The sequence below is a fragment of the Nitratireductor aquibiodomus genome (genome assembly GCF_900105565.1).
Classification (GTDB): Bacteria; Pseudomonadota; Alphaproteobacteria; order Rhizobiales; family Rhizobiaceae; genus Nitratireductor; species Nitratireductor aquibiodomus.
The window spans coordinates 1,841,651-1,853,797 of record NZ_FNSL01000001.1 but is presented as its reverse complement, the minus strand read 5'-3'; the positions used below and the strand labels follow the sequence as shown (position 1 = coordinate 1,853,797).

Annotated in this window: 12 protein-coding genes; 10 read left to right on the top strand and 2 right to left on the bottom strand. The window is 63.0% G+C overall.

Annotated features, from left to right (window positions below; translation table 11 throughout):
* Window positions 1–144 precede the first annotated feature (144 nt).
* From BLW55_RS08765 to BLW55_RS08750, 4 genes are read left to right on the top strand one after another with little or no spacing between them, the layout of a single operon-like run.
* On the top strand, window positions 145–1,026 hold the full coding sequence (locus BLW55_RS08765; RefSeq protein ID WP_090328347.1) for a branched-chain amino acid ABC transporter permease: 882 nt from the start codon (window positions 145–147) through the stop codon (window positions 1,024–1,026).
* Window positions 1,023–1,988: a branched-chain amino acid ABC transporter permease gene (locus BLW55_RS08760; protein WP_090328344.1), complete on the top strand. Its 966-nt coding sequence runs from the start codon at window positions 1,023–1,025 to the stop codon at window positions 1,986–1,988. Before BLW55_RS08765 ends, BLW55_RS08760 begins: the two co-directional genes overlap by 4 nt.
* The gene (locus BLW55_RS08755) at window positions 1,976–2,716 is read left to right on the top strand and encodes an ABC transporter ATP-binding protein (protein WP_090328342.1); all 741 of its coding nucleotides are present in this window, start codon (window positions 1,976–1,978) and stop codon (window positions 2,714–2,716) included. Before BLW55_RS08760 ends, BLW55_RS08755 begins: the two co-directional genes overlap by 13 nt.
* Before the next feature lies 1 nt (window position 2,717).
* The gene (locus tag BLW55_RS08750) at window positions 2,718–3,425 is read left to right on the top strand and encodes an ABC transporter ATP-binding protein (protein ID WP_090328339.1); all 708 of its coding nucleotides are present in this window, start codon (window positions 2,718–2,720) and stop codon (window positions 3,423–3,425) included.
* Window positions 3,426–3,600: 175 nt separating this feature from the next.
* Here the strand turns inward: BLW55_RS08750 and pncA are convergent, their stop codons facing one another.
* On the bottom strand, window positions 3,601–4,200 hold the full coding sequence (pncA, locus tag BLW55_RS08745) for a bifunctional nicotinamidase/pyrazinamidase (RefSeq protein WP_090328336.1): 600 nt from the start codon (window positions 4,198–4,200) through the stop codon (window positions 3,601–3,603).
* A 166-nt stretch (window positions 4,201–4,366) separates the two neighbouring features.
* Between pncA and BLW55_RS08740 the strand changes: the two genes are divergently transcribed.
* From BLW55_RS08740 to BLW55_RS08715, 6 genes are read left to right on the top strand one after another with little or no spacing between them, the layout of a single operon-like run.
* On the top strand, window positions 4,367–5,221 hold the full coding sequence (locus BLW55_RS08740; protein ID WP_090328333.1) for an FAD binding domain-containing protein: 855 nt from the start codon (window positions 4,367–4,369) through the stop codon (window positions 5,219–5,221).
* The gene (locus BLW55_RS08735; RefSeq protein WP_090328331.1) at window positions 5,218–7,962 is read left to right on the top strand and encodes a molybdopterin-dependent oxidoreductase; all 2,745 of its coding nucleotides are present in this window, start codon (window positions 5,218–5,220) and stop codon (window positions 7,960–7,962) included. Before BLW55_RS08740 ends, BLW55_RS08735 begins: the two co-directional genes overlap by 4 nt.
* On the top strand, window positions 7,962–9,488 hold the full coding sequence (locus BLW55_RS08730) for a 6-hydroxynicotinate reductase (RefSeq protein ID WP_090328328.1): 1,527 nt from the start codon (window positions 7,962–7,964) through the stop codon (window positions 9,486–9,488). The genes BLW55_RS08735 and BLW55_RS08730 overlap by 1 nt, the downstream gene beginning before the upstream one ends.
* Window positions 9,485–10,396 (top strand): UPF0280 family protein, encoded by a 912-nt coding sequence (locus BLW55_RS08725; protein WP_090328326.1) that lies wholly within the window; start codon window positions 9,485–9,487, stop codon window positions 10,394–10,396. Before BLW55_RS08730 ends, BLW55_RS08725 begins: the two co-directional genes overlap by 4 nt.
* Window positions 10,389–10,973: an amino acid synthesis family protein gene (locus BLW55_RS08720; protein WP_090328323.1), complete on the top strand. Its 585-nt coding sequence runs from the start codon at window positions 10,389–10,391 to the stop codon at window positions 10,971–10,973. Before BLW55_RS08725 ends, BLW55_RS08720 begins: the two co-directional genes overlap by 8 nt.
* Entirely contained in the window at window positions 10,970–11,434 is a 465-nt protein-coding gene (locus BLW55_RS08715; protein ID WP_090328320.1) for a MarR family winged helix-turn-helix transcriptional regulator, read from the top strand. Before BLW55_RS08720 ends, BLW55_RS08715 begins: the two co-directional genes overlap by 4 nt.
* Here BLW55_RS08715 and BLW55_RS08710 read toward each other — a convergent pair whose 3' ends face one another.
* Complete coding sequence (locus BLW55_RS08710; protein ID WP_090328318.1) at window positions 11,435–12,070, bottom strand: queuosine precursor transporter; 636 nt, start codon at window positions 12,068–12,070, stop codon at window positions 11,435–11,437.
* Window positions 12,071–12,147: the final 77 nt, after the last annotated feature.

Here is a 12,147-nt window from a genome sequence, read left to right as displayed (position 1 = left end):
GTTTCGAGGGGCGGCGCTCGCCCCTCACCGTTACCCTCTCCCCGCGAGCGGGGAGAGGGGGCGTCAGCGTTGTGGCCTTCCTTCCGGGTTGGCTGGGGCGTCGGCGAACTTCCTTCGGCTTCTCTCATGAAAGTGCGCTTGTGAATGGCCTTCGGTCCGTATTTTCTCCTCGCTACGCTTGAAGGGCTGGTGACGGCGGCTGTCCTGTCGCTGATTGCGCTCGGCCTTTCGCTTGTCTTCGGTGTCATGCGCGTGGTGAACGTCGCCCATGGCGAGTTCTACATGCTGGGCGCGGTGCTCGCCTGGTGGGTAGCCTCGCTTTTCGGCGGGCACCCGGCAATCGGTTTCATGGTGGCGCTGGTGATGAGCCCGCTCGTCGTCGCCGCCATCGCCTTTGTTGCCGAGCGGCTGGTCTTGAGCCGGCTGAAATATGAGCCGGAGGCAACGATCGTTGCCACGATTGGCCTGCTCTACATCATCCAGCAGCTGGCACTGACATTTTACGGGCCCGAGGCGCGACCGGTGGAGGCGCCGTTCCATTATCGCATGCAACTGCCCTGGTTCGGCTATTCTGCCTACAAGCTGGCCGTGATCGGCTTTTCCATCATCATGATGCTGGCGACGTGGTTTGTGCTCACACGCACGAAGATCGGCCTCGTCATGCGCGCCACCCAGTTCGACCGGGAGACGGCGCAGGCTTTTGGCATTCCGGTCGGGCGCGTCTATGCCGGCGTGTTCGCGCTGGGGGCGGGGCTGGCGGCCATTGCCGCTGTGCTGATCGTGCCGATCCAGCAGGCGCATTATCTGATGGGACACGATCCGCTGCTTCTGTCTTTCATCGTCGTGATCATTGGCGGGCTTGGCTCGTTGCGCGGCACGGTGCTGGCGGCAGTGCTGATCGGCCTGTCGGATGGCATCATCTCGATGTTCTTCTCGCCGACACTCGCCAAGATGCTGGCGACGCTCGCCGTTGCGATGATTCTTGTCTTCCGCCCTCAGGGCCTGTTCGGAGCGGCGGTACGATGACCAGACTGACCCCTTCGACAAAATCCATTGCGCTGCATGTGGGTGTGGTTCTGCTCCTTCTGGCGCTGAACTTTCTCCTGCCGGAATATCATCGCGGCGTGTTCGCGCGTGTTCTGGTGCTGGCGGTTTTCGCCATGGGCTACAATCTGGCGTTTGGCTATACGGGCCTGCTCAGCCTTGGTCATGCAATGTTCTTCGCCGCCGGGCTCTATGGAGCCGGGCTGACCATCTATCATCTGGAATGGAGCGTGTGGCCGGCGTTTGGCGCGGGGCTTGCCGCCGGCGTGGTGGTGGCGCTCGCCGTTGGCTTTCTGGCGCTGCGCACCACGGGCGTTGCGTTCATGATCGTGACGCTGATGTTCGCGCAGGTCCTCTACCTGATGACTCTCTACTTCACGACCTATACGCGCGGTGAGGAGGGGCTCGTTCTGCCGCAGGAAACGCGGGTGCTGGGCTTTCCCGGCGGGGTGCTCGATCTCTCGGATCCGTCGACGCGCTACCTTGTGGCGCTTTCGCTGTTCGCGATCGTTCTGGCGGCCATCCTGTTTCTGGTGCGCGCGCCCTATGGCCGGTCGCTGATCGCCATCCGCGAAAACGAGGAGCGCATGCGCATGCTGGGCTATGACGTTTTCGCCAACAAGCTGATGGCGGTGGTGCTTTCGGGGCTTTTCTGCGCCGCATCGGGTGCGGCCTATGCCGTGCTTTTCGGCTATGTCGGATCAGGCTTTGCGGCAATCCAGTATTCCATCCTGCCGCTGCTGTGGGTGCTGGTCGGCGGGGCGGCGACAACGCTCGGGCCGCTCATCGGCACACTGTTCATGTTCTATGTTATCGATACGGCATCGAGCTACACCACGGCGCATCTCATGGTGGTCGGTCTGGTGCTGATCGGCGTCATCCTGTTTTTCCCCAAAGGCATCATCGGTACGGTGCGTGAAAGGTGGTTGCCATGGCTGCCGTGAAGCCGCTTCTTGAGACCCATGGGCTTGGCCGCTCTTTCGGCGGGCTGCGTGCGGTGGATGGCGTGGATTTTTCGCTGCCGGAAGGTGAGACGCACGCGATCATCGGGCCGAACGGGGCCGGCAAGACCACCTTTGTGAGCCTGATCTGCGGGCGTGTTGCGCCAACCGATGGTCGCGTCGTCTTCGACGGTCAGGACATTTCGCTTATGCCCGCTCACAAGCGAGTCCGCGCCGGCATCGCCTATACGTTTCAGATCACCAGCGTGTTTGCCAATCTGTCAGCCTTCGACAATGTGGCGCTGGCGGTGCAGCGGCATTTGATCGACGATCATGAGAGGGGGCTATCCTCCCGCGCCTTGACCGAACACGGCATGGACGCGCTTCAGAAGGTCGGGCTAGGCGATCACGCCGACAAGGTGGCTGGCAATCTCTCCTATGGCCATCAGCGACTTCTCGAAGTGGCGATGGGGCTGGCGCTCAGGCCGCGTCTACTCATCCTCGATGAGCCGACGCAGGGCCTTTCCGACAGCGAGATCGAGAATTTCATCGCGCTGGTGCGCCAGATCGGCGAGGAGGCGACGGTGCTTCTGATCGAACACAATATGGATGTGGTCATGGCGCTTGCCGAACGCATCACGGTGATGGAACAGGGGTGTGTTCTTGCGCAGGGCGCACCTGCCGAGATCCGCGCGAACCAGGCCGTCCAACAGGCCTATCTCGGAGGTTGAGATGACGGCTGCCCTGACAATGGAACATGTCGACAGCGCCTATGGCCATGTGCAGGTGCTGCGCGGCTTCGATCTGGAACTGCGGCAAGGCGAGGTGCTTTGCCTGCTTGGCCGCAATGGCGCGGGTAAGACGACCGCACTGAAAACGATCATGGGACTGGTGCCGGCCACCGCCGGGCGCATTCTGCTTGGCGATGTGGAACTGACAAGCCTTGCTCCGCACGAGGTGCCGAAGGCGGGGGTCGCCTATGTGCCGCAGGGGCGGCGGCTCTTTTCCGAGCTGACCGTGGGTGAAAACATCGAGATCGGTCTGATGACGCGGGGCAAGGGGGCTGCGACGCGCGACAGCGTGCTCGATCTCTTCCCTGTGTTGCGTGAGCGATTGAAGCAGCGCTCCGGCACGCTTTCCGGCGGCGAGCAGCAAATGCTGGCCATGGCGCGGGCGCTGTGTCTGGAGCCGCAGGTGCTGCTTTTGGATGAGCCGACGGAAGGGCTGATGCCGTCGATGATCGCGCGCATTCGCGAGACGGTGGCCGGGCTGCGCGAGCGCGGGGTCTCCACCATTCTCGTGGAACAGCGGGTGGATGCGGTGTTGCCGGTGGCGGATCGGGTTGCCTTTATCGAAAACGGTCGCAACCGCGAGACGGTGGATGTCGAGCGCCTGCGGGAGGATCCCGAGATGGTGCACCGTTATGTGGGCGTGGCGTGACGCGGGAACCGAAACGGAAGCGCCAAGCACCCTCGCCCTTCGACAAGCTCAGGATGAGGGCTGTTGAGGCGTAGCGCCCTGTCATCATCTCACATGCGGCAGCGCCAAAGTAGCCCTCATCCTGAGCTTGTCGAAGGGCGAGGGCGCTTGGCTCCCAGCTCAGCAAGCCCACCACTCACGCCAGCGTCACACCGGCCTCTTTCATCTTCGCAGTCATCGCGGAAAGTGATCCGCCAAGGTCGATGGCGCGGCAGGCATCCATGATGACGGTGGCCTCAAAACCCTGCCGGCGCGCATCAATGGCAGAATAGGCAACGCAAAAATCCGTTGCGAGGCCGGCAAGCGTCACCCTGGTGATGCCGCGCTCGCGCAGATAGCCTGAAAGGCCGGTAGGCGTTTCGTGGTCGTTTTCGAAGAAGGCCGAATAGCTGTCGATCGCGCTGCGGAACCCCTTGCGGCTGACAAGCTCTGCCTTGTCCCATGCGAGACTCTCGTGGAAGGCGGCACCTTTGGTGCCCTGCACACAGTGATCGGGCCAAAGCGTCTGTGTGCCATAGGGCATCTCGACCGTTTCGAACGGGGCCTTGCCTGCATGTGAGGAGGCGAAGCTGGAATGGCCTTCCGGGTGCCAGTCCTGGGTCAGCACAACGTGGTCAAAGCGCCCGATCAGGCCGTTGATGACCGGAACCACCGCGTCGCCATCTTCAACGGCAAGCGCACCCCCGGGGCAGAAATCATTCTGCACATCGATCACGATCAGCGCCTCGTCGGCCATGCCCTGTCTCCCTCCTTGATGAAATCGACGCGAAGGTGGACCGAATGTTCCCCTTTGACAAGCGTGCTGAGGAGCGTATCATTCGTGTACAAACAAATTTGGGCCCCGCCGTCAGAGCATCAAGAAGGGCTTGGGAACAACGTGACAAGTGGCAGGCAGGCGCAGCATGGACTATGCCAGACCGACCGAACTGGAGGAGGCGCTCGGGCTCTTATGCACGAAGCGCTGGACCATACTTGCCGGAGGCACAGATTTTTATCCCGCCCTCGGCGCGGGCCCGCTGAAAAGCGATGTGCTCGATATCAACGGATTATCCGCGTTGAGCGGTATTGAAGAGACCGAGACCCATTTCGTGATCGGGGCGCGGACGAGCTGGAGTGCAGTGATTGCTGCGGAGCTGCCGCCTGCCTTCGATATGCTCAAACAGGCAGCCCGGGAGGTTGGCTCGGTGCAGATCCAGAACACGGGGACGGTTGCTGGAAACCTGTGCAACGCCTCTCCGGCGGCTGACGGTGTTCCGCCGCTTCGGGCGCTGGATGCGGAGGTGGAACTGCGATCGGTAAGGGGTGTGCGCTATCTGCCGCTCGCGAACTTTATTCTGGGCAATCGCAAGACCGCGCGGGCGGATGATGAACTTCTCACCGCTATCCGAGTGCCAAAACGCGCATCGCAGGGAGCTTCGAGCTTCGTCAAGCTGGGGGCACGGCGCTATCTGGTGATTTCAATCGCCATGGCCGCTGCTCGGGTTGTGCCTGACGGCGCAAAGGTCGTGGAGACGGCCATCAGTGTTGGCTCCTGCTCTGCCGTGGCGCAGCGCCTTTCGGGGCTGGAATCGCGGCTGGAAGGTGCCGAACGATTTGAGATGCGCCAGATCGTGATGGACTACGCGTTCCCGGAGCTTTCGCCAATCGACGATGTGCGCGGCACTGCCGCCTATCGGCGCGAGGCGGCGCGGGAGATCGTGATCCGCGCGCTGGAGCAGGCTTGGCAGGATGCAGGGCACAGCGAGGTGGCGGCATGAGCGGGAAAAGCCTGTCCGTATCTCTGGAAGTGAATGGAAAGACCGTCGTGACGGAGGTCTCTCCGTTGCAGCGGCTTTCATCGGTCTTGCGTGATGAACTCGGGCTGACCGGCACAAAGGTTGGCTGTGATGCGGGCGATTGCGGGGCCTGTTCGGTGATGGTTGATGGTGCGGTGGTCTGCGCCTGCCTCGTGCCGGCGGCCGGTCTTTCGGGCAAGAGCGTGCGCACGGTGGAGGGATTGTCGAATGGCAGCCTCTCGGCACTTCAGGAATCTTTCCTTCGCCACGGGGCGGCGCAGTGCGGGATTTGCACACCGGGCGTTCTGGTGAGCGCGGCAGCGCTTCTGGAGCAGAACCCGACACCGTCTGAGACCGAGGTGCAGGATGCGCTGGGCGGTGTTCTGTGCCGCTGCACCGGCTATCGCAAGATTATCGAGGCGGTGATGAACGCCAACCGCTCCGTGGGTGTCGAGGCCAGTATGGTGGAGCAGGGTCATGCGGTTGGCGCGTCGCCGATCAGGCTCGATGGCGAGCGCAAGGTGAATGGAACGGAGATTTTCGGCGCGGATGAGCGACCTGCCGATGCGCTGTCGGTCGCGGTTGTGCGGTCGCCGCATTGGCACGCCGATTTCGAGATCGGTTACACGGAGGCGTTCATTGCGGCACATCCGGGCATTGTCGCGGTTTTCACGGCAGCCGACATTCCAGGCGAAAACCGGTTTGGCGTCATCCCGCCTTTCGCCGATCAGCCGGCGCTGGCCGAGGGCCGGGCGCGGTTTCGCGGCGAGGCGGTGGCGCTGATTGCGGGCGAGCGCGATGCAATCGAGGCACTCGACATGGATGCCTTTCCGATCCGCTGGCAGGAACTGCCCCATGCGCTGACGCCTGATGAGGCCCGGCGGGAAGGCTTTGCGGATCTGCATGAGGGGCGGACGGGCAATGAGCTGACGCGAGGGTTCGTGGAATGCGGTGACCCGGAAGGCGCGCTTTCCGAAGCCTTTGTCTCGGTCTCCGGTGAGGTCGAGACCTCTTATGTGGAGCACGCCTATATCGAGCCGGAAGCGGGCTATGCGATGATGGATGGCGACATGCTGGTCATCAAGGCCTGCACGCAGGCGCCCTATATGGATCGCGACGACACGGCGAAGGTGCTCGGTCTGCCGCCGGAGAAGGTGCGCATCGTGCCGCTGGCGACGGGCGGCGGCTTTGGTTCCAAGCTTGACGTCTCCCTGCAGCCGCTGGTGGGGCTGGTGGCGCTCAAGACCGGGAGACCGGCGGCGATTGTCTATACGCGCGGCGATTCCATGCGCTCCACCACCAAACGGCATCCGGCAACGATGCGCGCTTCCATTGCCGCCGATGAGGCGGGGCGCGTGACCGGCATGGTGTTCGAGGGGGATTTCAACACCGGGGCCTATGCAAGCTGGGGGCCGACGGTTGCAAACCGCGTTCCGGTTCATGCCTCGGGGCCCTATCGCACGCCGCATTATCGCGCGACGGGGCGGGCGATCCACACCAATGGTCCGATTTCAGGTGCGTTTCGCGGGTTCGGTGTGCCGCAGGCGACGATCATGCAGGAAACGCTCTATGACCGGCTGGCGGAAAAGCTGGGACGCGACCGGCTGGAGTTTCGCATCGAGAATGCGCTTTCCGATGGGGATCGCACCACCTGCGGGCAGGTGCTTTCCGGCGTCGGTATTCGCCAGTGTCTCGAGGCGCTAAAGCCGCACTGGGCGCGGGCGCAGGCCGAGGCGGATGAGGCCAATGCTCGAGAGGGCAGGGTGCGGCGGGGCATCGGTGTCGCGTCGTGCTGGTATGGCTGCGGCAACACCGCGCTGCCGAACCCTTCAACCATTCGCGTGGGGATCACGGCGTCCGGTGCGGTGATACTGCATCAGGGCGCGGTGGATATCGGACAGGGATCGAACACGGTGGTGACGCAGATCTGCGCCGATGCAAGCGGCCTGCCGCTCTCGGCGTTTCGGCTTGTGGGCGGAGATACGGGTGTCACGCCGGATGCCGGCAAGACATCGGCCTCGCGCCAGACCTATGTGACGGGCAAGGCTGCCGAAAAGGCGGGACGTGCCCTGCGGGAAAAGATCCTGCGCTTTGCCAATGTATCGGATGGAGCGAAAATTGCGCTGGAGGATGGCGCGCTGGTGATCAGCGAGGGGACGGAGGGTCGGCGCGTGGCGCTTTCCGATATTGAGGCCGATGCGCATGGTTATGTGTTTTCGGCGGAGGAAACATATGATCCACCCACGACGGCGTTGGACGAGAAGGGGCAGGGTGTTCCCTATGCCGTTTATGGCTATGGCGCGCAGCTTGTGGAGCTCGAAGTCGACACCACGCTTGGCACGGTGCGGCTTCTGAAGATCACCGCGGCGCATGATGTCGGCCGTGCCATCAATCCGCTTCTCGTGGAAGGGCAGATCGAGGGTGGTATCGCCCAGGGCATTGGCCTTGCGCTGATGGAGGAATATGTGCCAGGGCGCACGGAAAACCTGCATGATTATCTGATCCCCACCATTGGCGATGTTCCGCCGATCGAAACCATTCTGGTGGAGGTGCCGGATCCGGAAGGCCCCTTCGGCGCCAAGGGGCTGGGCGAGCATGTGCTTATCCCCACCGCGCCGGCGATCCTCAATGCGATCCGCCATGCGGTGGGTGTCGAAGTTACGAAAGTGCCGGCGACACCGAGCCGTATTCTGGCGGCGATCCGGGCACGGGAGAACGGGTGATGAACGAGCTCACCGAGCGTTTTGAGGTCACGCCGTCGAAGAAGCCTTCGGGCGAAAAGCTGCGCTGCGATGCCTGCCCGGTGATGTGCTACATCGCCGAGGGGCGCACGGGTGCCTGCGATCGCTATGGCAATTTCGGCGGGCGCATTACCCGATGTGATCCGGTGACGATCCTTGAACATGCCGCCGAGGAGGGGGATGCGGTTGTTCCCTTTGAAGGGGAAGTGCCGTGGGATGGTGAATTGGTCAACACGAAGCGCCGCTTCGTGAGCGCGGTGGGCGCGGGCACCACCTATCCGGACTACAAGCCTGCCCCCTTCATCGTTTCGCAGAAGGTGGAGGGTGTCGACCTCGTCACGGTGGTGACGGAGGGCATCTTCTCCTATTGCGGCGTGAAGGTGAAGATCGATACGGACCGGCATCTGGGTCCCGAAGCGGCCACGGTGCGGGCGAATGGAGAGGCGGTCGGCCATGTGACCACCGCCGAATATGGCAGCCAGATGCTCTCGCTCGGCGGGGTGCATCACCTGACCGGCGGATCGAAGGCGGAGGGTCGCGTTACCTGCCAGGCAATGCTTGACCTGTGCAACAAGAAGCCGGTGGAACTGACGATTGACGGGGGCGCGAGCGTCGTGGTGCAGGCCGGCGAGCCGCCGGTGATCGACGGAACGCGCGAAGAGCGCATGCGGGTGGGCTGCGGCTCGGCCACCATCGGCATGTTCGCCACGCAGTGGAAGGGCCTCGTGGACGAGGTCGTCGTGGTCGATGACCACATTACCGGCGTCGTCTCCGAGCATCAGGCGGGCAAGGTGATTGGCTGGGAGGATACCGGCATCAAGATCATCGGCCGCCGTTCCACGCCGGGGCGTTATTTCAAGGTGTCCGACCCGGGGCTCGGATGGGGCGGGACGACCATTGACGACCCGCTCGATATTCTTGGTTCCTTCAATGAGAAGAAGGGTGCGCGGCCAGGCCTCTCGCTGCTCATGGTTTCTACCACGGGCGAGCAGTTTGCCTATTACGAGCTTGATGAGGCGCTTCAGCCGGTCAAAAAGCCCTTTCCGGAGCGGTTGCGCAAATCGGTCGATCTGATCGAGCAGAACTGCGAGCCGGCGCTGTGCACCGTGCTTTTCATGGGTGGGGCGGGGGGCAGCCTGCGCGCCGGCGTGACGGAGAACCCGGTCAATCTGACGCGCTCCGTTCAGGGGCTCAAGACCTATGTCACGGTTGGTGGAGCGCCAGTCTATGTGTGGCCGGGCGGAGGCATCACCATCATGGTGGATGTGATGCGCACGCCGGAAAACGCCTTTGGCTATGTGCCGACGCCGGCGCTGGTCGCGCCCATAGAATTCACGCTCAGGCGGGAGGATTATGTGCTGCTCGGCGGCTATGCGGATGAAATCCGCAGCGTCGAGGACGTGCTGGAAAAGGGTGGCGAATATTTCAACCCGCGTGAGGCGCGGGGGGCTGTGGTTTCCAATCCCTGGCCACCGCTTCAGCAATTGCGCCGGGAACCGAAGCGATGAGTGGTGCGACCGCCAGCTGGCTTGCCGATGGCCGGCGCCTGCATCTGAACCATGGGCCCATCGACCTGATCGTCGAGGCTTTTGGCGAGGAGCGGGAGCGGTTTTTGGCCTATCGGCAGGCCGTGGCGCGGTTTGAGACGATCCTTGAAGAGCTGGTGGCGGAACTGCCCGCACTGCGTAGCCCTGCCGGTGCGAGGGCCCGGCGCTTTTCCGGCTCCACCGCGCAGCGCATGGAAGAGGCGGTGCATGCGCATGTGCCCGCTTTCGTTACGCCCATGGCGGCAGTGGCCGGCAGTGTGGCCGATGAAGTTCTTGCGGCACTTGTGAAAGACCGCGCGATAACGCGTGCCTATGTGAACAATGGCGGCGACATTGCCATCCATTTGGCGGATGGCGAGAGCCTGGACATTGCCATCGCCGGCACGGGCCATGGCCTGGCGGACAGGATTTCGTTGAGCACGGCCGATCCGGTTCGCGGCATTGCGACCAGTGGCTGGCGCGGCCGCAGTCATTCGCTCGGCATCGCCGATGCGGTGACGGTTCTTGCCAGCTCGGCTGCGGCAGCCGATGTGGCGGCGACGCTGATCGCCAATGACATAGATCTGCCGGGGCATCCGGCCGTGAAGCGTGTCCCGGCAAACGAGATTGATCCGGACAGCGATCTGCGCGGTCGTCTAGTGACGCAGGCGGTGGGGTGCCTTTCCGATCCTGATGTCGCGCGCGCGCTTGAAAACGGGCTTTCCACCGCGTGGGCGATGCGGGAGCGCGGTCTCATCGAGGCGGCTGCCCTGTTCCTGCGTGGTGAAACACGCGAATGCGGCACCATTTCTCTGGGGAAGCTAGCATATACCCCTGTGCCGGCTGTTCCATCTCATTCACATGCACAAAAAGGTCTTACCCATGCCTGAGTTCGCCCTGCGCAAGATCGCGCTTGTTACCGAAGAGATATTTCACGAAGGCGGGCCGGTTCCGTCGATGCCGCGCCGCCGTGCCGCCGCACTTGCGCTGGTCAAAAACCCCTTCGCCGGTGGATACGCGAAAGAGCTTGAAAGCGCGATGGAGGATTTGAAACCGCTCGGTATCGACATGGCCGACCGGCTCATTGCTGCGCTCGGGGGGGATATCTCGGTGATCGACGGGTTCGGCAAGGGTGCCATTGTCGGCACGGATGGGGAGCTTGAACATGGCGCACTCTGGCATGTGCCGGGTGGCTATGCGATGCGCGAGCGGCTGGGCGATTCGAAAGCGATCGTGCCTTCTTCGAAAAAGGTCGGCGCGTTCGGGGCGCGCATCGACATTCCGCTCGGGCACATCAACGCAGCCTATGTGCGCAGCCATTTCGATGCGATGGAAGTGGGGATGCCGGATGGCCCGCGCCCGGACGAGATCCTGTTTGTGCTTGCCATGGCCTGCGGACCGCGTATCCATGCGCGCATGGGCGGCTTGAAAGCCGAAGACGTGAAAGGCGAGGACGGTCTCAGATGAGTGCGGAACACGGCAGGCTCAGGGTTCTGGCTGGCGGCAGGTCCGCCGATGCCTATGATCTGAGCGAGCAGGTTGGCTTTGTACTGCGCAAGGCCAACCAGCGCCATCTGGCGATTTTCGCTTCCCGCATCAGCGATCTCACGCCGCCGCAGTTTGCGGCTCTTGCCAAGCTGCATGAGGTGGGCGCCACCTCGCAGAACCAGCTTGGCCAGCTTGTGGCCATGGATGCGGCGACGATCAAAGGGGTGATCGACCGGTTGAAGGCGCGTGACCTGGTGGTGCTAGAGCCCCATGGGCGTGACCGGCGGAGGCTTGTCGTGAGCCTAAGCGACGAAGGCAGGAATCTGATTGAAACGCTGCTTCCGGATGCGCTGGAGGTGAGCGAGGAAACGCTCGCGCCCCTCACGCCGCGCGAGACCGCAACCTTCCTGCGCCTTCTAGCGAAGCTGGCCGAAGGATAACTACTGCCGCTGGTTAAGGGCCGGGCCGGGGCGCAGCAGGGCCAGAAGCGCGCCATAGGGTGCCAGCATGGCAAGGCCGATCAGTATCTTCACCACAAAATCGCCGAGCGCCAGCGAAAGCCAGAGCGGTGCCTCCATGCCTGTGCCGAACAGCGATACGGGGAAGGCAAGCGAGCCATCCTGCAGGCCGAAGGCCGTGTCGAGAAAGGCGAAGCGGGCAGCAAAGGCCAGCGAGAAGAAGAGCAACGTGTCGAGCACGGAGCCGATCAGCGTCGAGATCAGCGGTGCGCGCCACCAGGCGCGGCCGCGAAGCCGGTCGAACACGGCCACGTCCAGCAGTTGCGCAAAGAGAAACGCGGCGCCGGAGGCGATGGCAATGCGCGGGCTTGCGAGCCATACCGAGAGCACCACTGCAAGCAGGAAGCCGGAGAGCACGACGCGCCGGGCGGCACCGGGGCCAAAGCGGCGGTTCGTCAGATCGTTGACGAAAAACGCTACGGGATAGGTAAACGCACCCCAGGTCAACAGATCGCCGAGACCGAAATGCTGAAACGGATACTGGACGAGAAAATTGGAGGCGGTGACGATGAACGCCATGGCGGCCATAAACGGCCAGATCGCATAAAGACGATTCATTTTTTTATCCTGGGTGATGGAACCAGAAAGCCCGCCATCAGCGCATTGTCAGTCAGGCAGAAGCCCATTCCCGAACT